Source organism: Nitrospira sp. NS4, assembly GCF_049546785.1.
Taxonomy (GTDB): Bacteria; Nitrospirota; Nitrospiria; order Nitrospirales; family Nitrospiraceae; genus Nitrospira_D.
In genome coordinates this window covers 227,683-254,573 of record NZ_JBMWAN010000005.1, presented here as the reverse complement: position 1 = coordinate 254,573, position 26,891 = coordinate 227,683, and the positions used below count along the sequence as shown (strand labels likewise).

27 protein-coding genes and 1 tRNA gene are annotated in these 26,891 nt (G+C 58.4%); 15 read left to right on the top strand and 13 right to left on the bottom strand.

Features of this window, described 5'->3' with window-relative positions; genetic code table 11:
- The first annotated feature begins 91 nt into the window (after positions 1–91).
- The gene (locus ACO9S2_RS15795) at positions 92–2,752 is read left to right on the top strand and encodes a hybrid sensor histidine kinase/response regulator (protein WP_423723353.1); all 2,661 of its coding nucleotides are present in this window, start codon (positions 92–94) and stop codon (positions 2,750–2,752) included.
- A 63-nt stretch (positions 2,753–2,815) separates the two neighbouring features.
- Complete coding sequence (locus ACO9S2_RS15790; protein WP_423723352.1) at positions 2,816–4,231, top strand: OmpP1/FadL family transporter; 1,416 nt, start codon at positions 2,816–2,818, stop codon at positions 4,229–4,231.
- Between the two features lie 26 nt (positions 4,232–4,257).
- Here the strand turns inward: ACO9S2_RS15790 and alr are convergent, their stop codons facing one another.
- The 12 genes from alr to ACO9S2_RS15730 all read right to left on the bottom strand — a co-directional run bounded on the left by alr (position 4,258) and on the right by ACO9S2_RS15730 (position 13,137).
- Positions 4,258–5,391: an alanine racemase gene (gene alr / locus ACO9S2_RS15785; RefSeq protein ID WP_423723351.1), complete on the bottom strand. Its 1,134-nt coding sequence runs from the start codon at positions 5,389–5,391 to the stop codon at positions 4,258–4,260.
- A 20-nt stretch (positions 5,392–5,411) separates the two neighbouring features.
- Complete coding sequence (frr, locus tag ACO9S2_RS15780) at positions 5,412–5,975, bottom strand: ribosome recycling factor (RefSeq protein ID WP_423723350.1); 564 nt, start codon at positions 5,973–5,975, stop codon at positions 5,412–5,414.
- 21 nt (positions 5,976–5,996) lie between these two features.
- A complete protein-coding gene (gene pyrH, locus ACO9S2_RS15775; RefSeq protein WP_423723349.1) occupies positions 5,997–6,722 on the bottom strand; it encodes a UMP kinase in 726 nt (241 codons plus the stop codon).
- Complete coding sequence (gene tsf, locus ACO9S2_RS15770; protein WP_423723347.1) at positions 6,719–7,315, bottom strand: translation elongation factor Ts; 597 nt, start codon at positions 7,313–7,315, stop codon at positions 6,719–6,721. The genes pyrH and tsf overlap by 4 nt, the downstream gene beginning before the upstream one ends.
- 61 nt (positions 7,316–7,376) lie before the next feature.
- Positions 7,377–8,150 (bottom strand): 30S ribosomal protein S2, encoded by a 774-nt coding sequence (rpsB, locus tag ACO9S2_RS15765; RefSeq protein WP_423723346.1) that lies wholly within the window; start codon positions 8,148–8,150, stop codon positions 7,377–7,379.
- Between the two features lie 226 nt (positions 8,151–8,376).
- Positions 8,377–9,588, bottom strand: a complete 1,212-nt coding sequence (gene argJ / locus ACO9S2_RS15760) for a bifunctional glutamate N-acetyltransferase/amino-acid acetyltransferase ArgJ (RefSeq protein ID WP_423723345.1) — start codon at positions 9,586–9,588, stop codon at positions 8,377–8,379.
- A 48-nt stretch (positions 9,589–9,636) separates the two neighbouring features.
- Positions 9,637–10,701 carry an N-acetyl-gamma-glutamyl-phosphate reductase gene (argC, locus tag ACO9S2_RS15755; protein WP_423723344.1) on the bottom strand — a complete coding sequence of 355 codons (1,065 nt, stop codon included), beginning with the start codon at positions 10,699–10,701 and terminating at the stop codon, positions 9,637–9,639.
- A 103-nt stretch (positions 10,702–10,804) separates the two neighbouring features.
- Complete coding sequence (gene rpsI, locus ACO9S2_RS15750) at positions 10,805–11,197, bottom strand: 30S ribosomal protein S9 (protein ID WP_423723343.1); 393 nt, start codon at positions 11,195–11,197, stop codon at positions 10,805–10,807.
- Positions 11,198–11,226: 29 nt separating this feature from the next.
- Positions 11,227–11,655: a 50S ribosomal protein L13 gene (rplM, locus tag ACO9S2_RS15745; RefSeq protein WP_423723342.1), complete on the bottom strand. Its 429-nt coding sequence runs from the start codon at positions 11,653–11,655 to the stop codon at positions 11,227–11,229.
- Between the two features lie 40 nt (positions 11,656–11,695).
- Positions 11,696–12,181: a bifunctional nuclease family protein gene (locus ACO9S2_RS15740; protein ID WP_423723341.1), complete on the bottom strand. Its 486-nt coding sequence runs from the start codon at positions 12,179–12,181 to the stop codon at positions 11,696–11,698.
- Between the two features lie 14 nt (positions 12,182–12,195).
- Entirely contained in the window at positions 12,196–12,651 is a 456-nt protein-coding gene (locus tag ACO9S2_RS15735; RefSeq protein WP_423723340.1) for a bifunctional nuclease family protein, read from the bottom strand.
- Between the two features lie 204 nt (positions 12,652–12,855).
- Positions 12,856–13,137 carry a Fe(2+)-trafficking protein gene (locus tag ACO9S2_RS15730; protein ID WP_423723339.1) on the bottom strand — a complete coding sequence of 94 codons (282 nt, stop codon included), beginning with the start codon at positions 13,135–13,137 and terminating at the stop codon, positions 12,856–12,858.
- Between the two features lie 229 nt (positions 13,138–13,366).
- Between ACO9S2_RS15730 and ACO9S2_RS15725 the strand changes: the two genes are divergently transcribed.
- The 3 genes from ACO9S2_RS15725 (at position 13,367) to ACO9S2_RS15715 (ending at position 14,890) form a co-directional block, all read left to right on the top strand.
- Positions 13,367–13,453, top strand: a tRNA-Leu gene (locus tag ACO9S2_RS15725).
- Between the two features lie 248 nt (positions 13,454–13,701).
- The gene (locus tag ACO9S2_RS15720) at positions 13,702–14,469 is read left to right on the top strand and encodes a hypothetical protein (protein WP_423723338.1); all 768 of its coding nucleotides are present in this window, start codon (positions 13,702–13,704) and stop codon (positions 14,467–14,469) included.
- A 154-nt stretch (positions 14,470–14,623) separates the two neighbouring features.
- Positions 14,624–14,890 (top strand): sulfurtransferase TusA family protein, encoded by a 267-nt coding sequence (locus ACO9S2_RS15715; RefSeq protein ID WP_423723336.1) that lies wholly within the window; start codon positions 14,624–14,626, stop codon positions 14,888–14,890.
- On the opposite strand, the gene rsmI is transcribed toward ACO9S2_RS15715, so the two are convergent.
- A complete protein-coding gene (rsmI, locus tag ACO9S2_RS15710; protein WP_423723335.1) occupies positions 14,887–15,669 on the bottom strand; it encodes a 16S rRNA (cytidine(1402)-2'-O)-methyltransferase in 783 nt (260 codons plus the stop codon). The genes ACO9S2_RS15715 and rsmI overlap by 4 nt on opposite strands.
- Before the next feature lie 67 nt (positions 15,670–15,736).
- Between rsmI and ACO9S2_RS15705 the strand changes: the two genes are divergently transcribed.
- The 10 genes from ACO9S2_RS15705 (at position 15,737) to ftsH (ending at position 26,785) form a co-directional block, all read left to right on the top strand.
- Positions 15,737–16,540, top strand: coding sequence for a cytochrome C assembly family protein (locus tag ACO9S2_RS15705; RefSeq protein ID WP_423723334.1), 804 nt, complete (start codon positions 15,737–15,739; stop codon positions 16,538–16,540).
- A gap of 1 nt (position 16,541) precedes the next feature.
- Complete coding sequence (hemA, locus tag ACO9S2_RS15700) at positions 16,542–17,936, top strand: glutamyl-tRNA reductase (RefSeq protein ID WP_423723333.1); 1,395 nt, start codon at positions 16,542–16,544, stop codon at positions 17,934–17,936.
- Positions 17,937–17,972: 36 nt separating this feature from the next.
- Positions 17,973–18,920, top strand: a complete 948-nt coding sequence (gene hemC, locus ACO9S2_RS15695) for a hydroxymethylbilane synthase (RefSeq protein ID WP_423723332.1) — start codon at positions 17,973–17,975, stop codon at positions 18,918–18,920.
- A gap of 2 nt (positions 18,921–18,922) precedes the next feature.
- Positions 18,923–20,470: a uroporphyrinogen-III C-methyltransferase gene (cobA, locus tag ACO9S2_RS15690; protein WP_423723331.1), complete on the top strand. Its 1,548-nt coding sequence runs from the start codon at positions 18,923–18,925 to the stop codon at positions 20,468–20,470.
- Between the two features lie 56 nt (positions 20,471–20,526).
- A complete protein-coding gene (locus tag ACO9S2_RS15685; protein WP_423723330.1) occupies positions 20,527–20,919 on the top strand; it encodes a CBS domain-containing protein in 393 nt (130 codons plus the stop codon).
- A 5-nt stretch (positions 20,920–20,924) separates the two neighbouring features.
- Positions 20,925–21,896: a porphobilinogen synthase gene (hemB, locus tag ACO9S2_RS15680; protein ID WP_423723329.1), complete on the top strand. Its 972-nt coding sequence runs from the start codon at positions 20,925–20,927 to the stop codon at positions 21,894–21,896.
- A gap of 37 nt (positions 21,897–21,933) precedes the next feature.
- A complete protein-coding gene (locus tag ACO9S2_RS15675) occupies positions 21,934–22,851 on the top strand; it encodes a bifunctional riboflavin kinase/FAD synthetase (protein WP_423723328.1) in 918 nt (305 codons plus the stop codon).
- Between the two features lie 8 nt (positions 22,852–22,859).
- Positions 22,860–24,326: a tRNA lysidine(34) synthetase TilS gene (gene tilS, locus ACO9S2_RS15670; protein WP_423723327.1), complete on the top strand. Its 1,467-nt coding sequence runs from the start codon at positions 22,860–22,862 to the stop codon at positions 24,324–24,326.
- 1 nt (position 24,327) lies between these two features.
- Positions 24,328–24,867 carry a hypoxanthine phosphoribosyltransferase gene (gene hpt / locus ACO9S2_RS15665; protein WP_423723326.1) on the top strand — a complete coding sequence of 180 codons (540 nt, stop codon included), beginning with the start codon at positions 24,328–24,330 and terminating at the stop codon, positions 24,865–24,867.
- A 106-nt stretch (positions 24,868–24,973) separates the two neighbouring features.
- Positions 24,974–26,785 carry an ATP-dependent zinc metalloprotease FtsH gene (ftsH, locus tag ACO9S2_RS15660; protein ID WP_423723325.1) on the top strand — a complete coding sequence of 604 codons (1,812 nt, stop codon included), beginning with the start codon at positions 24,974–24,976 and terminating at the stop codon, positions 26,783–26,785.
- Positions 26,786–26,891: the final 106 nt, after the last annotated feature.

Below are 26,891 nucleotides of genomic sequence, written 5' to 3'. Positions count from 1 at the left end.
GGAATCCGGGCGGCAACCGCAGGGCGGTGCGATCGCGCGGAGCCGGGTCTTCACGCAGGAAGGCCGATTCAACGCACAGGCGATTCTGATTATGGAATTGTTATCTCCTGAACATACCATTCTTGAGCGGCCCTTCATGGCGTATCGCCCGTTCGGGGTCGATGACCGGGGCGAGCGGATTCAAGATTTCGGCGGTATGGTCATCCGCGATAATGTGGAATATCTCGAAGAATGCGTCCGGCAGGTTCGCGGCGAGGCGGAGGCGGCGACGGTGGCCGAGGAACTCTGCCGGCGGCTGAACGCGCGTATCCGCGAGTCCGCCTACCATGTCACGCCGGCGTTTCTGAAGACCGTCTGGAATAGTTACTCGTATGAGTTTGCGTCCTACCTCCGGGAGTTCTGCCGACAGCTGTCCGGGAGTCCGACGTTTCATTACGACGTGGGCAAAGAGAAGCACATCTCGCCCTTGATCCAGACGCTGGGCCGGCCGTTCCGCCTCTCGCAGATCCATCGCATGTATCCCTATTTTGCGCAGAAGTTCGCCCGCGGGCTGGAGTGCACGGTCGTTGAGGTGACGGATCGGTCGGCCGTCTTACGGTTGCAATTTCCCGAGCGGATTGCCAGCCAGTTCGGCCCCTATCGGCGCGCCTGCGCCGCGCAGACCTGCGAGTCTTCCAAGGGACGCATCGTGATGGTGCCGGTGCGGTTGCACGGGTTGCCGCCATCGAGGGTGACGGATCGAGCCTGCATGGTGCGTGGCGACGCGTACTGTGAATGGGACATTCAGTGGACGCCCGAGCGGTCTCAGCCTATATGGCCCTATCGGGGCGTGACGGCAGGCCTGGCGGCGTTCGGCTATCTCATGCTCGCGCATCCGGCGATCAGTGCGCCGGAGGCCCTGGCGGTCGCGCTGGTCCCGACGCTCGTGTCCGGCTTCATGACCAGCCGGAGGATGCAACGGGAAACCCGAAAGCGCGAGGCATTGATTCAGGAACAAGTGGCGTTCGTGGAGGCGCGCCATGAGGAATTACGTGAAGCCTATCTTGAGCAGGAGCAGACGCGGGTGGAGTTGCGCCGGAAGGTGAATCAGCTGACGGCCCTCCACCGGTCCGGTTTGTTGTTCAGTTCGACCCTCGATCGCGAGGCGTTATTGCAGCAGGTCCTGGAAACGTTGATACGGGATCTGAACTATGACCGTGCCATGATCTCTTTTTTCGATCCTGTGCGGCAACTCGTCGTCGATGCGCGGGCGATGGGCGTTGCCCCAGAGGTACAGGCGTTTATCCGGTCGCGTGAAATTGCGGTCTCAGATCCGGAGACTCCTGAAGGCATGGTGGTCTTACAAGGAAAATCCCTGCTCATCGGCGACGTTCAGGCGGTCTGGGAGCGGTTGCATCCCCTCAATCAGCAGCTGATCGCGATGGTCAATACGAAGGCGTTGATCGCGGTGCCGCTCAAGACCAAAGACCGGATCATCGGCACGCTGACGGTGGACCGGATGCAAGAACATAGTCTGACGCGCGACGACCTCGAACTGATGACCACGCTGGCCAGCCAGGTGGCGATCGCCTTGGATAATGCCGCGGCCTACCAGCAGATCGAGGAATGGAACCTGCGTCTGGAGATGAAAGTGCGCGAACGGACGGCGGCGCTGGAGCAGGCCGACCGGTTACGGTCCCAGTTTCTCTCCCATGTGTCGCATGAGTTGAAGACCCCGTTGACCTCGATCACAGGGTTTATTCAGAACCTGCTCGACGGGCTCACCGGTCCGCTGAATGACAAGCAATACCGCTATCTTTCCCGGATGCTGGAGAACTCCGACCGGCTGATTCGCATGATCGACGACCTGCTGGATCGGACGCGCATCGAGACCGGCCGCTTCGAGGTGCTGCCCGCAGAGGTGGATCTGGAGGCCTGCCTGGCGGATGCGATCGAGCAACTGCGTCCATTGGCTCAGGCCAAGCGGCAGCAGATTGAGTGCGTGTATCCGTCCGCCACGCTGATTGTGTGGGCGGATCGGGATCGGCTGATTCAAGTGGTGGTGAATCTCGTCCAAAACAGCGTCAAGTTTACCCCCGAAGACGGCCTGATTACGGTGCGGGTTGAGATGGATACGCCGCGATCGGCTTGCATTGCGGTCCGCGACTCGGGGCCGGGGATCCCCGACGAGTTTTTGGACAAGATCTTCGATCCCTTCTTCCGCGTCCAGCATCGCCAGCGCAGCGGCCCGAAGGGATTGGGGTTGGGGTTGTCTATCGTGAAGACGTTAGTCGAGTTGCAGGGCGGTGCGGTCACGGTGCGGAATCATCCGGACGGCGGGGCGGAATTTTCCGTCACTGTTCCGCTTCTGCCCACGATGGCGCTTCCGGGATCGTCTATGCGGACAGCCGGGCGGCAGGTTCTTGTGATCGAGGGGGATGCCGGCATTCGGCAGCTGCTGGCCGATCGGTTGCGGGCCAACGGTCTGCATCCGCACCTGGCGGCGGATGGAGGCATGGCGTTGGAGATGCTTCGAACTGAGCCCTGTATCGGGGTGATCCTCGAAGTGGATGCGGCGCTGACCGATCGAATGGACCTTGTGCGCGAGATCAGAGCGTTCAACCAGCGGATTCCAATTCTGCTGCTGTGCACCTCCGCATCTCAGAAGCTGGCGGCCCGGGCCATGGGCTTGGGGGCGCACGCGACGTTGCTCAAGCCCTTTGAGGGGGGCGAACTGCAATCCCTCATAGACTATTGGTTCCGTCCTGGGTAGAATGCCGCCGCATTCTCTGGCATCGGTTATTTAGGGATGCCAAGGAATGAGAGGGGTGGCAGAGTGGCCGATCCAAAGTCTCGTCAAGCGGTGTCTGCTTCGATCTGCGCAGGTTTCATCTTCATATTCAGTGTATTGTGCGGGACCGATCTTCTCGCACAGGTCCCCCGCATTCAGGGGCAGGGAACCGCCGCATCGGGGCAAGCCAACGCGTTCGCCGCCCAGGCGGACGATCCGTCTGCGCTCCACTACAATCCCGCTGGTATGACGCAATTGCATGGCCTCCAAGTGATGGCCGGCGGGTTGTTGTCGGGCGGGACGACGGACTTCACCAGTTCCTATCCTCCTACGGCAGGACAGAACTCAACCGGAGACCGCAACGGAGCGCTGGCTTGGCCGCCTCCCGCCCATCTGTTCATTGTCGGGAATCTGGGAGATTTAGGCGTACGGGAACTGAGCGGGATGAGTGTGGGCATCGGGTTGACCGTACCGTTTGGCTCTCTGAGCCGGTATCCGGATAACGGGCCGTTGAGCGCAAAAACCACATTCACCGCCATGCCGCTGATGGACATTAAACCCACGTTGGCCTATCAGGTGACGCCGGACCTTTCGCTGGGGCTCGGGATGGATATCTATACGTTTTCCGATATGTTGGGAGAAGGACATTTCGAAAAGCAGTTTATCTCTTCCGGCGGCGCACTCACCCCGGTATTCGGGTCTCAAGGGGCCAAGGTGGAACTCAATGGCAAGGGCACAGCCGTCGGATACAACCTCAGTCTTCTGTATACCGCCTTACGGAATCCGGACGGAAAACCGATCGCCAACATCGGGCTGGTCTACCGCAGTCAGGCCGGTTTGCCGCTATCAGGCGTCGTCTTGTCAAACGGCGTCAAGACCGCGGGTGCCTCAACGACGTTTGTCCTGCCGCAGGTCATCTCCGGTGCGGTTGCCATCTGGCCGACCAGAACGGCTGCGCGCGAGTGGAAGCTGGAGATGGATATGGATTATGTGGGTTGGAAATCGGTTAGAAATTTGGATATCCATCTCGCCAACGGCACGGTGATTCCACAGCCCCAGAATTGGCGCAGCACCTATACCGTGATGCTCGGGACGGAGTATCGATGGTTGAAGGTGGATGCCCTTCCCGAGTGGGAGTTGGCCTTACGGACAGGATATTCACATTCGCCCGCCCAGGTGCCGGACTCGTCATTCGATCCCGCCGTGCCGTCCGCCGACGTGCATGTTCCGTCGTTCGGGTTCGGGATGCTGTGCAAACAAGGCGGGACGCTGTTCGGTATCCGCTGCGGCAATATGGGGATCGGGTCGATCAAGCCCCAAGCCATTGGTCTGGATTTGTCCTATCAGGTCTCGCTCTATGAACAGCGCACTGTGACGTGCGGGTGCCTCTTGCCGGTGGTGAACGGGCTCTACAAAACGACCTATCATACGGGCGGCCTGTCCGTTCGCGTCAATTTCTAGCAGGGTTTGGGAGGTCTGATCGGGCGTTACGATGTCTGATAGAGGCGGGGTACGCGCGGACCGATCGAGCAGAGGATTTCGTAGGGAATCGTACCCGTCCACTCGGCCAGGTCCGTTGCGGTAATTGCGTCCTGCCCCTGGCGGCCGATCACGATCACATCGTCGCCGACCGCCACGCCGGGAATATCTGTCACGTCGATCATCACCATATCCATGCACACCAGGCCGATGACCTTCGCGCGCCGGCCGTGCACCAGGACTTCCCCGCGGTTCGAGAGACGCCGGTTGTATCCGTCGGCATAGCCGATGGGGAGGACGGCCACGCGTGTCGCGCGTTTTGCGACAAAGGTGGCGTTGTAGCTGACGGTGCCGCCGGCGGGGATCGTGCGCAGTTGGGCCAGGCAGGTCTTGAGCGTCAGAACCGGCTTCAGATCGGGTGCCGGGATGGACCGGGGCAGCGTGTGGTAGCCATACAGCATGATGCCGGGGCGGACCAGGGAGAATTGCGCGTCCGGAAAACGCACGGCGGCGCCGCTGTTGGCTGCATGGATGAGCGGAGCCCGGATGCCTTGAGCCGCGAGCGTCGTCACTACACGGGTGAAAATGGTCAGTTGATCACGGGTCTGGTCGACGGCCTCTCCATCGGCATCCGCAAAATGGGTCATCAGTCCTTCGAGCTGCAGGGACGATGGCAGCCGCCGTGAGAGGAGAAGCTCGATGAGTTCGTCGGCGGCCAATCCCAGCCGGCCCATGCCCGTTTCCACCTTCAGGTGCACAGGGTATGGACTCGGGAGTGTCGCGGCACGCCGGGCGAGACCCGGGAGGACAGTCGCATCGCTGACAACGGGGGTCAGTCGGTGGCTGAAGAGGTCTTCAACCTGGTTGTGAAAGAGCGGACCCAGTACGACAATGGGGGCAGTAATCCCGGCTTGCCGGAGGGCGATGCCCTCGTCGATCGAGACGACGGCCAGACGGGCGATGCCATGTTGAAGCAGGGTTCGTGAAATCTCACCGGCCCCGTGGCCGTAGCCGTTGGCCTTGACGACGGCCATGATGTCGCATCCCGGCGAGAGGAACCGTCGAAGTTGCGTGGCGTTGTGTGCAAGGGCAGCGAGATCGACCGTTGCGGAGGTGGGGGAGAAGGTTGAAATGATTGCCACCTGACGATGGAAGGCCGCGGCTAAACTTCCAGGATTTCCTGTTCCTTCTTCTTGATCACGTCGTCGATTTTTTGCACATAGGAGTCGGTCAGCTTCTGGGTATCCTGCTCGGCCTTCCGGAGTTCATCTTCGGTCAATTTGGTGTCTTTCTGCAGTTTCTTCAACTCCTCGTTCGCGTCGCGCCGAAATCCGCGGATTTGCACCTTGGCGTCTTCTCCGTGCTTCTTGCAGATCTTGCCGAGTTCCTTCCGGCGTTCCTCCGTGAGGGGCGGGAGGGGGAGGCGGATAATCTTCCCGTCATTCGAAGGATTCACGCCGAGCCCCGAGTTCGAGATCGCTTTCTCGATTTCCTTAATGAGGTTCGGTTCCCATGGTTGGATGGTGATGAGTCTGGCTTCCGGCGTGGAAATGTTCGAGACCTGTTTGAGGGGAGTCATGGTGCCGTAGTAGTCCACCCGCACGCCGTCGAGGAGGGCAACCGATGCGCGGCCGGTTCGCAGTCCAGCCAGATCGCGCTTCAAATGCTCGAGGGCATGTTCCATCTTTTCGGTCAGTTTCTGGTGTATGGGGGCGGCGTTCGACATAACAACACTCCATGAAATGGGCTAGCGCGGACCGGTCGTCACCAACGTGCCGATCGGCTCACCGAGCGCAACTCGTTTGAAGTTTCCTTTTTCTTTCAGATTGAAGACGATCAGGGGCAGTTGATTGTCCATGCAGAGACTGATCGCCGTCGAATCCATGACTTTGAGGTTCTGGTTCAGAATTGAAAGGAAGGGGATCTCGGTATATTTTTTTGCCGTAGGGTGCTTGACGGGGTCGGCATCGTAGATCCCGTCGACCTTGGTCCCCTTCATGATCACTTGCGCTCCGATTTCCATGGCACGAAGGGCTGCCGCGGTATCGGTCGAGAAGTAGGGATTGCCGGTGCCTCCGGCAAAGATGACGACGCGTTTTTTTTCCAGGTGCCGGATGGCTCTCCGGCGGATGTAGCCTTCAGCCAGCTGGCGCATTTCAATCGCCGATTGAACTCTGGTGATCACGCCCAGGCGTTCCAGCGCGTTCTGAAGGGCGAGGGCGTTCATGACGGTCGCCAGCATGCCCATGTAGTCGGCGGAGGCCCGTTCCATGCCCGAGGCGCTGGCCGCGAGGCCTCGAAAGATGTTGCCTCCGCCGATCACCACGGCGACTTGAATGTCGAGGGCGACGACGGAGGCAATTTCTTCGGCCAAGCCTTCGAGGATGGACGGCTGAATACCGTAACCCTGCTCACCGGCCAACATCTCCCCGCTGACTTTCAGAAGGAGGCGCCGGTATTTCGCAGGGCTCATGCTTCGCCTAGTTGATAGCGGGTGAAACGCCGGATGTTCATGTTTTCGCCGATCTTGGAGATCTTCTGCGAGAGCAGATCCTTGATGGTCACGGCGGGATCTTTGATGAACGATTGTTCCATCAGGCAGCTTTCCTGATAGAACTTTTCCAGCTTGCCGTCCACGATCTTGGGCCAGGCAGCCGGTGGTTTCCCCAGTTCCTTCGCCTGTCCCTCGTAGATCTCCTTCTCTTTTGCCACGAGATCCGCGGGGATGTCTTCGCGCTTCACGTAGGACGGCTTGGCCGCGGCGATCTGGAGCGCGAGGTCATTGACGAAGGCCTTGAACTCCTCATTGCGGGCGACAAAATCCGTTTCGCAGTTGACTTCGATGAGGACACCGATTTTTCCGCCCATGTGGATATAGGCGTGGATCAATCCCTGATTCGTTTCCCGTCCGGCCTTCTTGGCGGCTGCGGCCAACCCTTTTTGACGCAGGTAATCGATGGCTTTGTCGACGTCGTTGCCGTTTTCCGAGAGCGCTTTCTGGCAATCAAGAATGCCCGCGCCTGTTTTTTCTCTGAGTTCTTTCACCAACTGACTTGATCCTGCCATGATCCAATATCCTTACCGTTATGATGAACAAATCGTGACCAATGTCATGGGGCCAGAGCGATTAGGATGCGGGTGCGCCCTGCGCGCTCATGGCCGCCTGCTTGTCTGCTCCCGCCGGTGCGGCCTGGAAGTCGGCTTCTTCGCGCTGAGACTTCAGATGCGCGCCCTCGATGCAGGCGTCCGCAATCTTCGACGTGATGAGCTTGATGGAGCGAATGGCGTCGTCGTTTCCGGGAATCGGGTAGGTGATATGATCGGGATCGCAGTTGCTATCCACGATGGCGATGACCGGAATATCCAGCCGGGTCGCTTCCTGTACCGCAATGTGCTCGATTCTCGTGTCGAGGATGAACACGGCGCCGGGGACCCCCCGCATGCTCTTAATGCCGGACAGATACTTTTGCAGCTTGACGATGTCCTTCTGCATCAGAAGGATTTCCTTTTTCTTCAGGCCGTGCTCGCTGGGGTTCGCCAGGATGCCTTCCATCTTCTTCATCTTGTCGATGCTGAGACGAATGGTCTTGAAGTTCGTCAACATCCCTCCGAGCCAGCGCTGGTTCACAAAAAACATGTTGGCCCGCTTGGCTTCTTCTTCAAGGATTTCCGCTGCCTGCCGCTTGGTGCCGACAAAGAGGACGGATTCGCCTGCGGCGACGGTATCACGCACGAAGGCATAGGCCTGCTCCATCCGCGTCAGCGTCTGCTGCAGGTCGATGATGTAGATGCCATTGCGTTCGCCGAAGAGAAAACGCTTCATCTTCGGATTCCATCGATTGGTCTGGTGCCCGAAGTGCACACCGGCTTCCAGTAATTCCTTAATTGCGACCACTCCCATGCCTTCACCTCCCCTCAGGGCTTGCAGCACACCCGTAACCGATACGGGTGAGGGGGACCAGCCCCCTTGTCTCAAGCCAAGCAGCGTCCATGCGCTGATGTGGATTTTGTGTAAGAATCCGGTTCAAGCACAATGCTCGACCCCGGGCTGTCTTGTGTGACCCGTAAAGCTTCGGCACGCTATCATAGTCAGGGCGTGTTTTCAAGCCGCCAACGAGAATTTCATTTTAGGATCGATAGCTTGCGTTGATCCTGACATAGTCATAGGACAGGTCGGTGGTCCACATGTGGGATTTGGCGGAACCCTGTCCGAGTCGCACCCGGATGGTAAATTCCTTCTTCTTGAAGACCTTGGCTATCCGGCGCTCGGCAGCCAGGCCCACGCCCATGCCTCGTTGCACCATAAGGACATCGTCAAAGTAGACGCTCAGTTTGGTCTGCTCAATCGGGACGCCGGCGCGGCCGATGGCACCCATAACCCGTCCCCAGTTGGCGTCTTCCCCAAAGAGGGCGGTCTTCACCAGGTTCGATGTGGCGATGGTTTGCGCCACCTGTCTGGCGCCAGCCGGTGTCTCGGCACCTTCGATTGCGATTTTGACAACCTTGGTAACCCCTTCTCCGTCGCGGCAAATGGAGAGGGCCAGGGTTTGGGACACGGTCGTCAGCAGCTTCACAAACTGGCGATAGGCCCCGGTGCCATAGGTAATGGTCGAGTTCTTGGCCAGGCCATTGGCGAGGCAGAGCACGGTATCGTTGGTGCTGGTATCGCCATCCACCGTGATGCAATTGAACGATTCATTCACGGCGGCCTCAACGGCCCGCTGGAGCGTCGAGGGCGCAATGGCGGCATCGGTTGTCAGGTAGCCCAGCATCGTGGCCATATTGGGGTGAATCATGCCGGATCCTTTGGCCATGCCGCCGATCGTGACCATCCGGCCGCCGATCCTGGCGCGCACCGCACATTCTTTGGGGCGCAGGTCAGTCGTCAGGATGGCCTGTGCCGCCTTGTGGCCGCCCCGGGGGCTCAATTGCGCAAAGAGCGTGGGGATACCGGACTTGACGCAGTCGATGGGCAGGCGCCGGCCGATGACTCCGGTTGATCCGACAAAAACCTCGTGCGTCGGGACCTTCAGCCGCTTGGCGACAAGCGTGGCCATTGTGAGCGCGGCGGCCATCCCGGGTTTCCCGGTGCAGGCATTGGCATTGCCGCTGTTGACGAGGATGGCGCGTCCGATGCGCTGTTTCAGGTGATCGCGATCGAGAATGACCGGAGCGGCGACCACCTGGTTCTTGGTGAATACGCCGGCGATCGGTCCGCTCACATCGGATACCAGTAACGCCAGGTCAAGGATGCCGGGCTTCTTGATCCCGCAATGAATGCCGGCGGCTTGAAATCCTTGTGGCGCTGTGACTCCTGTCGCACGTGACGATGTGGTCATGGTCATCTCGGTGTAGTTGATTGAAGGTGACGGTCAGATGTGCGGGCCTCAGGGGTACATGCCCGGAGCCGTCAAGCCGGTTTCTTCGGCGATCCCCATCATAAGATTCATCGCCTGGATTGCTTGACCCGCGGCACCTTTGACCAGATTATCGACAGCCGCGACAGTCACGATCCATCCTGCCCGCTGATCGGCGTAAATTCCGACGTCGCAGTAGTTCGATCCTTTGATGTAGCGGGGATTGGGGACGGAATCCTCATGCAAACGGATAAACCGTTCGCCTTTGTAGAAGTCCCGGTAGAGTGCGCGCAATTCCGGAAGGGGCATGGGCCGGTTCAGTTTGCAATAGGCCGTGCTCAGAATCCCTCGATTCATGGGGACGAGATGGGGTGTAAAGGCGATGGTTACGGCGCCGGTGTTCCCGCCTCTCTTGGAGAGGACTCCAAACAGTTCCTGTTCGATTTCAGGAATATGCCGGTGTTGGCCGATCTTGTAGGGTTCCAATGACTCGTGGGCTTCGGGAAAATGGTAGGGGAGGGCCGCGCTGCGTCCCGCCCCAGAAATGCCGGACTTGGCATCGATGACCACGGTGTCTGGCTGGACCAACCCGTTTGCGAATAACGGGGCAAGCTGGAGAATGGCCGCAGTCGGATAGCAGCCAGGAGAGGCAACCAGCTGTGTCTTGGCGATCGCGTCGCGGTGGAGCTCCGGAAGTCCGTAGACCGCATCTTTCAGCAGTTCTGGATGGGTATGCGGAGTCTGGTACCATTGCTCGTAAGCACCGACATCTTTGAGCCGGTAATCGGCGCTCAAATCGACCACCAGTTTTCCTGCTTTCCTGCACAGCGCCACAGGGTTCTGCGATTTCGTGTGAGGGAGTGCGAGGAAGATCGCGTCCGCCCGTTCGGCGAGCGCCTCGGGTGCCAGTGCTTCAAATGTGTGAGGCACCAGACCCGCGAGACTCGGAAATACCGCAGAGACTTTCTGCCCGGCTGATTTTTCCGACGTCACGGCGGTGATATTGTAGGCCGGATGAGCCGCAGCGAGGCGGACCAGTTCTGCTCCCGCATAGCCGCTTGCTCCCGCGATTGCGATCCGAAGTTTTTCCGTCATGGTGCCATGCCCATCAAGCTAATGAGGATAGGTGTGCAGCCGCCAGGCATAAAAAAAAGGGAAGGCGAGAAGCCTTCCCCTTTCCGGATGTCGGCTTCTTTGTTTACCGCTTCGAGTACTGGAAGCGCTTACGGGCACCTTTCTGACCGTACTTCTTCCGTTCTTTCACGCGCGAGTCGCGCGTCAGCAGGCCTTCTTTTTTCAAAGGTGTGCGAAACGTCGGAGTCATGGTCACGAGCGCTCGTGCGATCGCATGGCGAAGGGCGCCGGCCTGGCCGGTCGGGCCGCCGCCGTATACTGTCGCGTTGATCGAGTATTTGCCCATCACGCCGGCCATTTCCAGCGGGAGCTGGATAATCTGCCGGAGGGTGAGTCTCGGGAAGGCCTTCTCAAGAGGCTTCTCGTTTACGGTGATGTCGCCGGCGGTTCCGGTGACCCACGCCCGTGCGACCGCGCATTTACGTCTGCCTGTTGCGTACTGTGTGACCACTGCCATGCGATTACGCCTCCTTCTAACCTAATTCGCTAGAGAGTAATGAGTTTCGGATCTTGAGCCTGGTGCGGATGGTTCGGGCCCGCATAAACTCGGAGTTTCTTGGCCATATGGTTTCCCAGGGGATTCTTCGGGAGCATGCCTTCGATCGCGCGAACCAGAAGTTCCGTCGGGTCTTTGCGGAAGAGGTGCTGGGCCGTGGTGGTCTTCAGTCCTCCCGGATATCCGGAGTGATGGATGTACAGCTTGTCTTCCATCTTATTGCCGGTCAGATGCACCTTTTCCGCGTTGATGATCACGACATGGTCGCCCATGTCCACATTCGGCGTGAAGGTGGGCCGGTGCTTCCCTCTGAGAATGCTGGCAACTTTGGCAGCCAAGCGTCCCAATGTGTGTCCCTCGGCATTGACGAGGTGCCATTGTTCTTTGACGTCGGCTGGTTTTTCGAGATAGGTCATCATGGTCGTCTTCTACTCCTCGCGATAAGTCAAACTGCGTGTCCTAGACTTCTTGTGTGCCGATATTTTTTGTATCGAGCTTCGTCAGCCAGGCATCTAGGTGTTGCCCGCTGCGTCGTTTCCACACATCCGGTGTCGTGTAGATGGGGGCATGGGTTCGAAGGGCGAGCGCGATGGCATCGCTCGGTCGAGCATCGATCACCCGCTCGACCCCTTTGTTTTCAAGATATACGGTCGCGTAGTACGTGCTGCTTTTGACGTCGGTCAGGACGACCCGCTGGGTCTTGATGCCGAAGTGCTCGCCGAAGTTCTTGATCAAGTCATGGCTCATCGGGCGCGGCGGAATCGTCGAGTCCAGCGCACGACGGATGGAGTCTCCCTCTGGCGCGCCCACCCAGATCATAAAGGTTTCGGTCTCTTCCGGCCTCGTGAGCACGACGATTCTGGTATCCGTGTTGGAGTCTTCGACCACGCGATTCACCGTGAGCGGGATCAGGTCGTCGAGAGAGTGGTGTGGTATGGTGCTCATGATCAATGTCCCGGTTACGAGTCCAGCTTGCCGAAATCTTCCGGTTTGAGATTTTCCAGCCACTGTTCCAGTTCTTCCGAGCTTTGCTTGCGAATGACCGAATCGCTGGCGAAAATCGGGGCGTCGGACCGGATGGCGAGCGCGATGGCATCGCTTGGTCGGGAGTCGATGGCATATTCTGAATCTTCGTACATCAGATGGACTTTGGCGAAGTAGGTATGTTCGTTCAGATCCGTAATCACTGTGCTGATCACTTTGGCGTTGTACGCGTCGAGGAATGATTTCATGAAGTCGTGTGTCATGGGGCGCGGCGGCGCCACGTTTTCCAATGCCAGGCTAATGGCGCTGGCCTCCGACTTTCCGACCCAAATTGGCAGCATCTCCGCCTGATCTTCATCGCGAAGGACAACTATATAAGCGTTGTTATAGGGGTCGAACATCAACCCCTTTACGTGCATTTGTGTGATCATGACAAATTCCGCAGGTTCCTCAATCTATTGAATAGAGCAGATCGGAGAACGGCGGGGAATGAAGGAATCTATCACTTCGGAGACAACCCTGTCAACGAAGTCGGCGACAAGACTGAAGAATCACGGGTCTGGCTCCGATTGGATTCGCACGGGAGAGCGATGCGGAAGCACGGCCACTATATTTGACGCGGCGCTTGCCGACGCTCATTGACCCTGCGGGCGGAAATTTTCGGCAATCTTCGAGGTGTCTGCCTGCTCTCCCAATTTCAGGAACGCTTTCATTTGCTTCCGTACGAGCTCGCGTCCGCTTTCGTCACCCAGGTTCACCTGGTATTCATTAATGACCATTACCCGCATGCCTTCCCATTTTTTCCAGCAACTCGTGCAGACCTTGGCTTTGATTTCGGCTTCCAGCTTGCCAAGGAAGAGTGGGGTGGTAATGGCTTCGCCGGTTTGTCCGCAGGTAATGCATGCTACGTCTGCCATGAATGTATCGGGCTCCTTGTGAAGGTTATAAAGCTAATATTGCAGATTCAACACTTTTGTGGGCGTCTCACGTTTATTTGTTGTGTTGATCCCTCGGTTGTTCGTGCAATCCGTGACTTAAGGGTCATCTTAGCATTCAATTTCTGGTGAAGAAAAGAGGCCAACATGATTGACCCCGATGATTTGTCGTGCTAGAAGAATTCCCGCGCTATTCTATTCGCTGGGGTGAGCCCGGATGGCGGAACTGGCAGACGCGCCGGACTCAAAATCCGGTTCTCGCAAGAGAGTGGGAGTTCGACCCTCCCTCTGGGCACCAAACGAGCTGTTAGGGTAGCGTTGGTACTTCGTGAAGGCAAGTTCTCGTCCCGGTGTCGACCATGCTAATGGCTCAATCTAACCTAACGGCTCAATTTATTGGGGTAGGACTACTTGACAGACCCTGGATATTGGCCTATAGTGCGCCCGTTCATTAAAAAAGACTCATGCACACAGTCACTCAAGGAATCTCGTTGTTCATCACCATCATCCCTACACTTCATCATTTAACTCACAAGGAGGCAGCACATGCGTAAGGTGTTGGCACTAGGAGCTGCGGTTATCATCGTAGGCTCTGTGAGTGTTGCAGGAGCTCAAGAGCGGCTGCAGCAGTCAGCTGGTGGGTCTGCTATGGGCGTTGGAACCGGGGTCGGCGATGTGTCAGGAAGCGCAAACCGCGTTTCGGCGTTTGATCGGAACAGCTTCCTTGATCGTCTCTCTCAGCCAGAGACGATCTATGGTCGTGTGTTGGCGATCGATTTGCCTGGCGGGAAGTTGCACCTGGAGACGGGCGGAAGCTCGCATGACGAAGGACGCGCTGGTGCCGGGTCAATGAATTCCCTTATTGTGTTTCTTGACGACAAGACCAATATGGATCAGCTCAGGACGATCAACTCTGGCGATGATGTTACATTGCAGGTGGTTGAAGCGACGTCCAATGCCCAGCAGTTCGGTGTAGGCCGGAAGCTTGTTCGTGAAATCACTGTGCTTCGTGGTAACGAGAAGCTCGCCGGTTTCGGTGGATTGGGCCAACGCCCGAATCCTTCCACCGAGCGTGCAATTGAAACCAACAGCGGCAGCACAACCGGCGGTGTTGCTGGTACGGTGCTTCCAGGGAAGATTTCAGGAACCGTTGACACCACGATCGGTGAGTTCACTGGTACTGCTCCCTGCTGGAACTGCGAGCCGCAGCCAGGATGGGGCTATCAGACCGTGGCTCCAGAAACAAAGGTTCAGAACAAGTCTGACTATGGAACCGACGCTGCAAAGCCAAATCTCGTGAAGGGGCTCAACTAAGACATCACGAGGTCATGTGTTAGGAAGGGGGCAGCTTCGGCTGCCCCTTTTTTTTGTGGGTGCTTGTTGGGTATCAGTCTTATCTAGTAGGATTAGCGAACTCAGTATCCAGTCGCTGGCCATTTTCTCATTAGCCGATATCAAAAGGTGTGGTATGGATGAGCAACGGCAATCAGAGCCTAGATTAACATCAGACACTGAACTTGATCTGCGCGGGGTCATTTGCCCCTATAATTTCGTGAAGACAAAACTCAAGCTGGAGACGATGGACGAGGGGCAGGTGTTGTCGGTGCTTCTCGATGATGGCGATCCGATCAGGAATGTGCCCAGAAGTGTGGAGAATGAAGGGCACACGGTGTTGCTTCAAGAACGTGTGGATCATGCCTTTCGAGTCCTGATTCGTCGAGAGGAGACTGCCTAAGAAGAAGTCTTTTTGCGTGCGGCCGTTGTCCGTTTCCTTCTCGCTCTCCGTCCTTCCAGGATGATCGTTACCGCACTGGGTGGATTCATTTCGTTGATCAGCTTGAGTATCTGTGGGGCTGTCCCTCTCTGAATCATTTCTCGCGAAGTCGTTAAGTCGTATGCCGCGGTTATCTGCCGCCTTTTATTGAGCCGCGCGAGTGTTTCTATCACGCCCGTGAGGGATTCTGATGAGCAGAAGAAAATGCTCGGGACAGTGTGTTTAAGAGTTGCTGCCAGCCATCTTTTCTGTTGCATCGTTCCATCGGGAATCTGCCCCTGGAAAAAAAAGGAATCTCCTGACCAGCCGGATGCGGCGATGGCGGCAGTGACTGCTGAAGGGCCTGGCACCGATCGTACGGGGATATGTTGCCGGTGAGCTGCATTGATCAGCAGGCATCCGGGGTCTGATATGACGGGCGAGCCGCAATCCGAGACTAAAGCAACATGCGTTCCTCGCCGAAGCCGGTCGATCAGGAGCGAAACTTTTTCCTTCAGATGCCCCGGGCCATAACTTGTCAGGATTGCCGAGAGGCCATGGTATTGCAACAGGGCTTGTGTGGCTGCGGGGGACTCAGAGACCACGATGTCGGCATGACGGAGAATGCGGAGGGCGCGGAGCGTGATGTCGTCAGGATGCCCGATGGGAACACCGACGATAAAGAGTGTTCCCGGTTGCTGGACAGGTATCTTGTCTTGTAAGTTGGCTCGTGAGCTTTGTTGACTCCCTTCTCGTCGCATCGCTATAATTTCCCGCTAATCCCGCAATAAACAGTCTGAAATCCGTCGAGAGTGAGGGAAGACCCATATGGCAGTCGTCTGCTTCATGGTGACAATGGGGATCTATTTCGTTGCCACCATTTCGTTCCTTGCCTATCTCTTGCGACGCTCTGAGGCCTTATCAAAGGTATCACTCGGAATTACGGCTGCCGGATTTGTCGTGCATACCATCGCGCTGGTGGCGCGGATGTTTGCGAGTTCGGCCCCTTCACCTCCAAGCGTCCATGAGGCGCTCTCGTTTTTCTCCTGGATGCTGATTCTCGTGTTTCTGGCCGTGGAATTCCGCCATCGCATCCATGTGCTTGGTTCGTTTATCGTGCCGCTGGCTCTTGTCTCTCTCGTTTCCGCCGCCGCGCTGCCCGATACCGTTCCTACCTTGCAGCCGGTTTTTCGGACCCTGTGGCTGCATGTCACGTTGAGCATGTTGGGGACCGTCGGGTTCGCCGTCGCGTTTGTCGCTGGTGTGATGTATCTCATTCAGGATCGCCTTCTCAAGTCCAAGCGATTCAACGTGTTGTATGCCAAGCTTCCGGCCCTGGATTTTTTGGATCATCTCAACCAGCAATCGATTGTCATGGGGTTTCCTCTCCTCACCCTTGGTATTGTGACTGGAGCGATTTCGGCTGAATTCGCCAAAGGGGCCTATGTGAGTTGGAATCCGGAGCAGACCTGGGCCTTGGTTACGTGGCTGTTCTACTTTGTCGTGTTGCTGGGACGTCTGACGGTGGGCTGGCGTGCCAAGCGGGCGGCGTATTTGACGGTGATTGGATTTGCCGGTGTCATTTTGACCCTGGTGGGCGTGGTGCTCAAGAGTTACGGAACGGTGTCGTGAAATGCATCTGATAGTCGTCGGGCTGAGCCACAAGACCGCTCCCGTCGAGATTCGAGAGAAGCTCGCCGTTCCAGAAAGCCGGATCGGCGAAGCCTTGAGCCGTCTCTGCACCTATCAGGGGGTGAAGGAAGGCCTGCTGTTGTCCACCTGCAATCGGGTTGAAGTCTATTCGGTGGTGGACGATATCGATCATGGCTATGGACGCATCCAAGAGTTTCTCGCCGATACGCATCTCGCGCTCTCCTCGGAACAACTGACGCCGCATTTGTATTGGCATACGGGCGATCGGGCGATCGCCCATCTGTTCCGGGTTGCCGCCAGCCTGGATTCCATGATTGTCGGGGAGTCTCAGATTCTGGGCCAGTTGAAAGACGCGTTTGAAGTGGCCTTGGCGCACAAGACGACCGGCGTGATCATGAACAAGGTCGTCAAAAAAGCCATTTCAGTGGCCAAACGAGTCCGGACGGAAACAAAAATCGCCGAAATGGCTGTGTCGGTGAGCTATGCGGCGGTCGAGTTGGCCAAGAAGATTTTCTCAGATCTCGCCCACCGGACGGTGTTGTTGGTTGGCGCGGGGGAAATGGCGAAGCTGGCGGCCCAGCACCTCATTGCTCAGGGGGTCGGACAGGTACGGATTACGACCCGCACTCCGCAGCATGCCGTCGAGTTGGCGGAGCAATTCGGCGGGACTCCGGTGCCGTTTGAGCAGTTCAAGGATGATATGGCGTCGGCGGATATTGTATTGGTCTCGACCGGTGCCTCGCACTACTTGATCACCGCCGACGATGTTCAGCGCGCCGTCGATGCGCGCAGAAATCGGCCCATGTTCCTCATTGATATATCAGTGCCGCGCAATATCGACCCCGCCGTCCGCCACGTGGATAACGCCTTCTTATTCGATATCGACGATCTGAAACAACGCGTCGAGCAAAATCGCGCCGAGCGCCTGCAGGAGGCGGAAAAGGCCGAGCGTATGGTGGTCGAAGAAGTCGGCGTGGTGCTGGAATGGATGAAATCACTCGAAGTGACGCCGACGATCGTGGCGCTGAAGAATCGGGCGGACGACATCAAGCGGGGCGAGGTCGAGAAAACGATGAGCCGGCTGGCCCATCTTTCGGCCCAAGATCGCGAGATTGTCGAAGGGCTTGCGTCGGCCATCGTGAACAAGCTGATCCACAATACGATGGTGACATTGAAGTCCGAGGTGAACTCCTCAAGCGGAGCGGCGTTTATTGAGGCGGCCAGGCGTTTCTACAACCTGGACAGCCAGCCGTCTGGAGAGGGCCTGAGCGGAGACGCCGCCGCCCGGCCGCCATGTCTCTCGCCTCAACCGCAGGAGCGACAGGGGGAAGAGGCCGCTCCTCAAACGGGCGGTCGCAAGCGGACGAGCTCATAGCGGATTCGGTTTAAGATCAAGATGGGGGAGTGAAGGGTGTCCAGATCAACAGGGCAGCGGTCCACATTGGTGCTGGGGACGAGAGCGAGCAAGCTTGCGCTTCAGCAGAGCGAGATGTTTCAGGCGCGGGTGCAGGAAGTGGCTCCCGGGGTGGCGGTTACGCTGAAGCGGATTCAAACGTCCGGCGACAAGATCGTCGATGTGCCGTTGGCGAAGATCGGCGGCAAGGGGCTGTTTGTCAAAGAAATCGAGGACGCCCTGTTGAGCGGTGAGATCGACTTTGCCGTCCATAGTATGAAGGATGTGCCGACGCAGTTGCCCGAGGGACTGGAAATTCTCTGCGTGCCTCCGCGCGAAGATGCGCGCGATGCCTTGATCAGCCGTGAGGGGCGCTTGTTTAAGGATCTGCCGCCTGGTGCGCGGGTCGGGACGAGCAGCTTGCGGCGGCAGTCGCAGCTTCTCCATGCGCGGCCGGATCTGCGGATCGAGATGTTGCGCGGGAATCTCGATACCCGCTTGAGGAAATTAAAGGAAGGGCAGTTCGATGCCATTGTGCTGGCTGCCGCCGGGTTGCGGCGTTTGGCCTGGACGCAGGAAATTACGGAGTACCTTGATCCGCGACTCAGTCTTCCCGCCATCGGCCAAGGGGCGCTGGGCATCGAGGGGCGGTCGGACGACGGTTTCGTACGGGATATTCTAAACCGGCTCAACCATCCGCCGACCAGGGTGGCGGTCAGCTCCGAACGGGCCTTACTCCACCGCCTGGAAGGCGGCTGCCAGGTGCCGATTGCAGCCTATGCCACCCTGGTCGATGACGAGATACAGCTGGAGGGGCTGGTGGCGAGCGTGGACGGCAAGACGGTCATTCGCGATGCGATTCGCGGCACGATCGCCGAGGCGCAGGCTTTGGGCACGCAGCTCGCAGAGCGATTATTGTCGAGGGGCGCGGACAAGATCCTCTGCGCCATTTACGGGACGGCATAACGTTGAAGAAGACGCGACAAGGCATCGTGTATCTGGTCGGGGCGGGGCCTGGCGACCCGAAGCTCCTCACGCTGCGGGGGAAGGAGTGTCTCGAGCGGGCCGATGTCGTGTTCTATGATTACCTCGCGAATCCTGCCTTGTTGGCTCATGCCCAGACTCAGGCAGAACGCGTCTATGTGGGACGGCGGGGAACGGGACAGTATCAAGCCCAGGACGCGATCAATCGCATGCTCGTTGAGCGGGCCAGGCAGGGTGCGATCGTGGTACGCCTGAAGGGCGGCGACCCCTTCGTCTTTGGTCGTGGCGGAGAAGAGGCTGAAGCGCTGGCGTCAGCCGGCGTCGAATTTGAAGTCGTTCCGGGTGTCACGGCGGCAGTGGCGGCTCCTGCCTATGCCGGTATTCCGGTCACCCATCGAACCATGGCGTCAACCGTGACATTTGTCACCGGTCACGAAGATCCATCCAAGACGACCACGGCTCTTGAGTGGCCCAGGTTGGCGAGCAGTCACGGCACGCTCGTATTCCTGATGGGGATGAAGAACCTGCCTTCCATCGTCGCGAACCTCGTCGCCGAAGGACGCGCTGCCACCACGCCGGTGGCCCTCATTCGTTGGGGCACCAGGCCCACGCAGGTCACGGTTGTCGGAACGCTGGCAGACATTGTGGAGAAGGCCGCCCGCGCGCATCTGGAGCCTCCGACGGTGATCGTCGTCGGCGAGGTGGTGCGGTTGCGCGAGCAGTTGAACTGGTTTGAACATCGTCCGCTTTTCGGGAAGCGCGTGTTGATGACGCGGGCGAAAGAGCAGGCCGCGGAGTTGGCTAACCTGCTCGCTGAGTTGGGGGCGGAACCGGTGGAAGCGCCGACGATTCAGATCGTCGATCCGACGGATTGGACCCCGGTCGACCGGGCGATCGACGGGCTGGGGACCTATGACTGGATGATTCTGACCAGCGTCAACGGCGTGGTGCGTTTCATGAATCGGTCTCGTGAGAAGGGCGCTGATGCGCGGAGTTTTGCCGGACGCAGGATCTGTTGCATCGGTCCGCGGACGGCGGAGGAGTTGGCGAAGTACGGGATTACGGCGGATGTGGTGCCTGCCGAGTTTCAAGCCGAGGGCGTGTTGGCGGCGCTCGCTAAAACCGATCTTACGGGCTGTCGCATTCTCATCCCGCGCGCTGAAGTGGCTCGGGAGATCTTGCCGGACGAACTACGGGCCCGCGGCGCCACGGTGGATGTCATTCCGGTCTATCGGACACAGATCCCCCGCGAGGCTGTTCAGGGCTGGCGGCAGCAACTGGAAGACCGTCAGATTGATGCCATCACCTTTACGAGTTCTTCGACGGTGCGGAATTGTATGAAGTTGTTGGGGGGTGAAGCCCGGGCGCGCCTCCTGTTACAATCCGTGGCGGTGGCCTGCATCGGCCCGATCACCGCGCAGACGGCGCGGGAGTCCGGCCTGACGGTCGCGATCATGCCGGGAGAGAATACGATGCCGGCACTGGCGGCGGCGATGGCGCAGTATTTTGGAGCAGGCACACGCGTTGCGTAGGCGGCGTTCGTAGGGCGAAGTCGGTAGGTTCTTGAATTGTAAAGGGAGGGCACAGCATGGTTCCGGTGAAATCGTTCATGATTCCTCGAGAGAAGTTTGTGACCGTGGCGCGGGATACGGATGCCCAGACCGCGGCGCGCATTATGCGCGATCACGGGATCGGCAGTCTGTTCATCACGAATGACAAGGAAATCATCGGCATACTGACCGATACCGATATGATGCGCCGGGTTGTGGCTTCGGGATCTGATGCGACGAAGACGACTGTCGAGCAGATCATGTCGGCTCCCATCATGACGATCGAGGAGAACAAGACGTTGCTGGATGCCAACGACCTCATGGCGCAGGCGCATGTGCGCCATCTCGGAGTGACGCGTGACGGCAAGTTGGTCGGAGTGATTTCAGTGCGTGATCTCGTCGTGTTTTTGACGAATCTTCCTAGAAAGTAGGGGCTATGGCGTTTCCGATTCAGCGACTCAGGCGCCTGCGGCAGCACGAGGCGTTGCGGCGGATGGTGCGGGAGACCACGCTGTCCCCGGCCGATTTCATTTATCCCCTCTTTGTGGTGGAAGGCCGTGATCGCCGCGAAGAAATCACCTCGATGCCAGGCCAGTTCCGGCTCTCGATCGATCTCTTGATCAAAGAAGCCGCCGAGATCAAAGCGCTGGGAATTCCCGCCATTATCCTGTTTGGGATTCCCAATAAGAAGGATGAGCGGGGGACGTCTGGGTACGATCCCAACGGGATCGTGCAGCGGGCGATCAAGGCGGTGAAGGATCATGTGCCGGGCCTGGCAGTGATTACCGATGTCTGCATCGACGAGTACACCGATCACGGCCATTGCGGGATCGTGAAGGACGGCAAGATCCTTAATGATGAAACGCTGGATTGTTTAAGGACCATGGCCAGGACCCATGCAGAGGCCGGAGCCGACATGGTGGCGCCGTCAGACATGATGGACGGCCGCGTGGCGGCTATCCGGGCGGAGTTGGATCAGGCCGGGTTTTCCGAACTACCCATCATGGCCTACGCGGCCAAGTTCTCCTCCTGTTTTTACGCGCCTTTTCGCGATGCGGCCTATTCGAGCCCGCAATTCGGCGATCGGCAGTCCTATCAAATGGATCCGGCGAACGGACGGGAAGCGCTGCGGGAAATCGATCTGGATGTCGAGGAGGGGGCGGATATCGTCATGGTGAAACCGGCCATGCCCTATCTCGATATCATCGCCAAGGCGCGAACCAGGACCTTGCTTCCCATTGCGGCCTATCAGGTCAGCGGCGAGTACAGCATGATCAAAGCGGCGGGCCGCGCAGGCTGGCTCGACGACACCAGGGCGATGATGGAATCGCTCCTGGCGATCAAACGGGCCGGAGCCGACTTGATCCTGACCTATTTCGCCAAGGATGCCGTCCGGCAGCTTCATTGATACAGCGATGAAGGTGACGCGCGGATATTCTGACGGCGTGACACGGCCCTACCCGGTGGCCACCATCGGCAATTTCGACGGGCATCACCTCGGCCACCGGCAGTTGCTCCGGACGGTCGTGGAGACCGCCCGCCGGATGAACGGCACGGCCATGGTGCTCACCTTCGATCCGCATCCGGTCAAGATTCTCGCTCCACATGTGGACTTGAAGTTTTTGACGAGCCCGGAGGAAAAACTTCAGCATTTTGAAGAAGCGGGGATCGACGAAGTCGTCTTTCTGGAGTTCAGCCATGGGTTCGCGGGCCTCTCGGCCGAGGTGTTCGCCGATCAAATATTGTGTCAGGGGCTTGGAATTCGGCAGATTTTCGTGGGGCAGCATTTCGCCTTCGGGAAGGGCCGGGCCGGGAAAGTCGCTGATTTGGTGGCGTTCGGCCGGCGGTTCGGCTTTTCCGTGGCGCCGATCGAGCCGGTGGTTGCCGACGGAGCCGTTGTGAGTTCGACGCGAGTGCGGAAGCTTGTTCAGGAGGGCTGTGTCGATGGGGCGGCCCGGTTACTGGGACGCCAGTATGCGCTCGCCGGTGTCGTGATGCCTGGATTTCAGCGGGGGCAGGAATTGGGGTGGCCGACGGCGAACCTTCGGCTGCCAACCGAGCGGGTGATTCCGCCGGATGGGGTGTACGCCACGGTGACGGTGTGGAGCCAGCGCCGGTTCGATTCGGTGGCCTACATTGGAACCAGGCCGACCTTCGATGCCGGAGAACGGTTGCTTGAGGTGTACCTGCTCGATGAGCAGCGCAATCTGTACGGAGAACGAATCGAGGTGCAGTTTCTCCAGCGGCTGCGGGGCGACATGCAGTTCGCGGGCGGGGAGGAACTGAGCAGGCAGATCGCGATCGATGTGGCCCAGGCCAAGGCGGTCTTGCAGGCCCATCGGAGTGCGCGACAGGCAGGATAATGGCTACAATGGCCGGAGTCGAACAACGAGCGGTCCGGACCCCCTGGGTGCCGCTGCTGCATCGGGTGGTGAAGACGGTCCGGTCTCGCCGGCTCTTTGAGCCGGGACATCATCTCCTCGTGGCTCTGTCCGGGGGACCCGATTCGGTGGCGTTGCTGACGCTGCTGCATCGGCTTGCCCCGCGGTGGCGGCTACGACTGACGGCTGTGCATTTCAACTATAGGCTGCGCGGCACCGAATCGGACGAGGATGAGGCCTTTGTCGTCTCCTTGTGCGAGGCGCTCGGGATTTCTCTTCATTGTCGGACGTTGGACGTTCGGGCCAGGGCCCGGCGTGTGTCTCTGCAGGCTGAGGCGCGAGAGCTTCGCTACGGGGCGATGATGACGCTTGCCGGGGAATGCGGGGCCGACCGCATTGTGCTGGGGCACACGGCCGACGATCAGGCCGAGACGGTTTTGTTGTGGATGCTGCGTGGCTCAGGCCTGGCGGGACTGGCGGGGATGCCGGCGGTGCGAGAGGGCCTGATTGTGCGCCCCTTGTATGAGGTGCGGCGGCGGGACATTGTGGCCTACCTCACTCAAAGTGGCCAGTCGTATCGGCAGGATTCCAGCAATAGGAAGCCGGTGTATGTTCGCAACCGGATCCGGCATGAACTAATCCCGGTGATGAATCAGATTGCGCCGTCCGCGATCGACGCCCTGTGCCGGCTGGCTGACCTTTGCCGAGATGATGAGCAGTATCTTGAGGCGCAGGTTGCCGGGCTCGCTTCCTCTATGCTGCGTGAAGACGGGCAGGGCGGCTGGTCCGTTGAGCGAGGCGTTGTGCAGGCTTTGCCGGTAGCTCTCCAGCGGCGCCTGCTTCGTGAAGCGTTGCGCCGATGTCATACATCCCGCAGGCCGCCCGCGTTCGCGACGATCGAGGCAGTAAGGGCGTTGCTGTTCAAGCAGACCTCATCTGCCCGCCTCTCTCTGAAATCGGTACAGGCTGCTGTGACCGGAGAGCGCCTGCATCTGGCCCCGCGATTCATTTTAGCCGGCCCGGTGGAGAGGGAGCCTGCGGCTATCGGGGTGATTCTGCCCGTTCCCTCGCACACTGAGTGGGCTGGAACAGGGCAGCAAATTCGGGTACAACTGGTCACAATCGAACAGGTCTGTCGGCCTCCGCGGTCGCAGGCCTGGTCGATGGTGGTGGATGCCGATCGCGTGGGCGGTCCGTTGAAGCTGCGATCGTGGCAGCGGGGGGATCGATTCTTTCCTGCCGGAATGAAAGGCCGTTCGAAGAAGTTGCAGGATTTGTTCGTTGATCTGAAAGTCCCGAAAGCGAAGCGAAACAGGATTCCTCTCCTGGTATCACAGGACGGGATCGTCGGAGTGTTGGGCTATCGGCAGGACGAACGGTTTGGAGTGGGGGCCTCGACGCGGAACTGTCTGATCATTAGCATCGGTGACTCTTTGGTGAAAGAAGGAGTGCGATAGGATGGAACGAGTGTTTGGCCGGCCGGTTGTGACTCAGGAGCAAATGCGTGCCCGTATTCGCGAAATGGGGAAGCAGATCAGCACCGACTATGCGGGAAAGGATCTGGTTCTTGTGGGAGTGCTCAAGGGGGCCTATGCCTTTTATGCCGATTTGGCCCGTGCGATCCGTATCCCGATTCGGGTGGACTTCATCATCGTCACCAGTTACGGATCAAAGGCGAAGACGTCGGGGAAGGTCAAGCTCGTGACCGAGCTCACCGAGGAGATCAAAGGGAAAGATGTGCTGTTGGTTGAGGACATCGTTGATTCCGGTCTGACGGTCCAGTATCTCGTGAAAACCCTCTCTAAAAGGAAGCCCAGGTCGATCAAGGTTTGTACGCTGCTGAGCAAGCCGGAACGCAGGGAGGTTGAAGTTCAGATTGACTACGAAGGGTTCAAGATCCCCAATAAATATGTGGTGGGGTATGGGCTGGACTACCAGCAGAAGTACCGCAATCTGCCCTATCTCGCCGTTCTTGATCAGGTGGATGAAGAGGCGTAGGCTTTTGTCCCGATATTGTCAGTTTTGACAGGCCTGTGTTAACATCACCCACAATCAGTATCGGGAGTTGTGCTCGCTTTTTTAACGTTCCCACAAGGAGATCTGGATGAATTCCAGGGTCAAGAACCTGCTCTTTTGGGTGGTCGTCGGGTTGTTCATGATTCTGCTGTTCAATCTGTTCAGCGTCCCGACTCATGCCCCCGAAGAAGACGTCATATTCAGCGATTTCATGGCCAAGATTGATAAGGGCGATGTTGAGCGAGCCATTATCAAAGGCAGCCATATCAGCGCGGTGCTCAAGGATAAGACGAGGATCAGAACCTTCACACCGGACTATCCCGATCTGGTCAAGGTTCTTCGTGAGAAGGATGTCCAGATCGAGGTCAAGCCGCCGGATGAAAGCCCGTGGTACATCACGTTCTTAGTGACGTGGGGACCGTTTATTCTCTTCCTCGGACTCTGGTTCTTCCTGATGCGTCAGATGCAGATCGGAGGGAATAAGGCCCTGTCGTTCGGCAAAAGCCGTGCGCGGCTGCTGACCGAGGAGCGGAAAAAGGTCACGTTCTCCGATGTCGCCGGGGTCGAAGAGGCGAAGGAAGAAGTGCTGGAGATCATCGAGTTTTTGAAGGACCCGAGAAAGTTTCAGAAGCTCGGCGGGCGCATTCCTAAAGGGGTTCTGATCGTGGGGCCTCCTGGAACGGGGAAGACTTTGTTGGCCAAGGCCATTGCCGGGGAGGCGGGGGTCCCCTTCTTCAGCATCAGCGGGTCGGACTTTGTCGAAATGTTTGTCGGCGTCGGTGCGTCGCGGGTGCGTGATCTTTTCGAACAGGGGAAAAAGCATGCTCCCTGCATCATCTTTATAGATGAAATCGACGCCGTGGGGCGTCTGCGCGGAGCCGGATTGGGCGGCGGACATGATGAGCGCGAGCAGACGTTGAACCAGCTCCTGGTTGAAATGGACGGGTTCGATACGACCGAGGGCGTCATCCTGATCGCGGCGACCAACCGGCCTGACGTGCTGGATCCGGCGTTGCTGCGTCCAGGACGGTTCGACCGGCAAGTCGTGGTCAATCGCCCTGACCTGCGTGGCCGTACGGAAATTCTCAAGGTTCACACGAAGAAGGTCCCGGTTGCGGCAAATGTCGAGCTGGAAAAGATTGCCCGGGGGACGCCGGGATTCTCCGGCGCAGATCTTGAAAACCTGGTCAACGAAGCGGCCTTGTGGGCTGCCCGTCTGAACAAGAAGGAAGTCGAAGTCATCGATTTTGAGATGGCCAAGGATAAAGTTTTGATGGGCGCCGAACGGAAGAGTTTGGTGCTCACCGACGAGGAGAAACGGACAACGGCCTATCATGAGGCGGGCCATGCGTTGATGGCCAAGCTGTTGCCGGGAACGGATCCCGTCCACAAGGTCACGATTATTCCCCGCGGGCGAGCGTTGGGCGTCACGATGCAATTGCCGACGGACGACCGGCACAACTACTCCAAAGACTTTCTCTACAACAATCTGGCCATCTTGATGGGCGGACGGGTTGCCGAAGAACTGGTCTTGCATCATGTCACCACCGGCGCCGGCAACGATCTTGAACGGGCCACCGATTTGGCCCGCAAGATGGTATGCGAATGGGGCATGAGTGAAAAATTGGGGCCCTTGACGTTCGGCCGAAAAGAGGAAGAGATTTTCCTGGGGCGTGAAATTGCCACGAAGCGTGATTTCAGCGAGCAGGTTGCGCTGGAAATTGATCATGAAGTCCGGCGTCTGGTAACGGAAAACTATGAGCGGGCCAAACGCCTGTTGACCGAACATATGACGAGTCTCAAGGCGCTGGCCGAGGCATTGCTCGAAAAAGAAGTGCTCGATGCGCCGGAGATCGACCAGATTCTCTTGCAAGCCACCTCTCAGACGGTTCCCGCCTAGGCTCTATCAGCTTTCGCTGCGCTTCACGGGGGCACCTGAAGCGCGGCGACCGTATCGGGTCAGACATCATCAGTAGGAGAGAGACTCAGGTCTTCTCTCGTTTGAG

Coding starts and splice junctions, on each gene's coding strand:
- rsmI (WP_423723335.1), bottom strand. CDS start 15,669: ATGCGACGAGAAGGGAGTCAACAAAGCTCACGAGCCAACTTACAAGAC.
- rpsI (WP_423723343.1), bottom strand. CDS start 11,197: ATGGCAGTGGTCACACAGTACGCAACAGGCAGACGTAAATGCGCGGTC.
- rplM (WP_423723342.1), bottom strand. CDS start 11,655: ATGATGACCTATCTCGAAAAACCAGCCGACGTCAAAGAACAATGGCAC.
- rpsB (WP_423723346.1), bottom strand. CDS start 8,150: ATGGGAGTGGTCGCAATTAAGGAATTACTGGAAGCCGGTGTGCACTTC.
- pyrH (WP_423723349.1), bottom strand. CDS start 6,722: ATGAGCCCTGCGAAATACCGGCGCCTCCTTCTGAAAGTCAGCGGGGAG.
- ACO9S2_RS15795 (WP_423723353.1), top strand. CDS start 92: ATGGAATTGTTATCTCCTGAACATACCATTCTTGAGCGGCCCTTCATG.
- ACO9S2_RS15740 (WP_423723341.1), bottom strand. CDS start 12,181: ATGAGCACCATACCACACCACTCTCTCGACGACCTGATCCCGCTCACG.
- ACO9S2_RS15685 (WP_423723330.1), top strand. CDS start 20,527: ATGGTTCCGGTGAAATCGTTCATGATTCCTCGAGAGAAGTTTGTGACC.
- tsf (WP_423723347.1), bottom strand. CDS start 7,315: ATGGCAGGATCAAGTCAGTTGGTGAAAGAACTCAGAGAAAAAACAGGC.
- hpt (WP_423723326.1), top strand. CDS start 24,328: ATGGAACGAGTGTTTGGCCGGCCGGTTGTGACTCAGGAGCAAATGCGT.
- ACO9S2_RS15715 (WP_423723336.1), top strand. CDS start 14,624: ATGGATGAGCAACGGCAATCAGAGCCTAGATTAACATCAGACACTGAA.
- ACO9S2_RS15735 (WP_423723340.1), bottom strand. CDS start 12,651: ATGATCACACAAATGCACGTAAAGGGGTTGATGTTCGACCCCTATAAC.
- ACO9S2_RS15705 (WP_423723334.1), top strand. CDS start 15,737: ATGGCAGTCGTCTGCTTCATGGTGACAATGGGGATCTATTTCGTTGCC.
- hemA (WP_423723333.1), top strand. CDS start 16,542: ATGCATCTGATAGTCGTCGGGCTGAGCCACAAGACCGCTCCCGTCGAG.
- ACO9S2_RS15720 (WP_423723338.1), top strand. CDS start 13,702: ATGCGTAAGGTGTTGGCACTAGGAGCTGCGGTTATCATCGTAGGCTCT.
- hemB (WP_423723329.1), top strand. CDS start 20,925: ATGGCGTTTCCGATTCAGCGACTCAGGCGCCTGCGGCAGCACGAGGCG.
- argC (WP_423723344.1), bottom strand. CDS start 10,701: ATGACGGAAAAACTTCGGATCGCAATCGCGGGAGCAAGCGGCTATGCG.
- tilS (WP_423723327.1), top strand. CDS start 22,860: ATGGCCGGAGTCGAACAACGAGCGGTCCGGACCCCCTGGGTGCCGCTG.
- argJ (WP_423723345.1), bottom strand. CDS start 9,588: ATGACCACATCGTCACGTGCGACAGGAGTCACAGCGCCACAAGGATTT.
- frr (WP_423723350.1), bottom strand. CDS start 5,975: ATGTCGAACGCCGCCCCCATACACCAGAAACTGACCGAAAAGATGGAA.
- ACO9S2_RS15730 (WP_423723339.1), bottom strand. CDS start 13,137: ATGGCAGACGTAGCATGCATTACCTGCGGACAAACCGGCGAAGCCATT.
- ftsH (WP_423723325.1), top strand. CDS start 24,974: ATGAATTCCAGGGTCAAGAACCTGCTCTTTTGGGTGGTCGTCGGGTTG.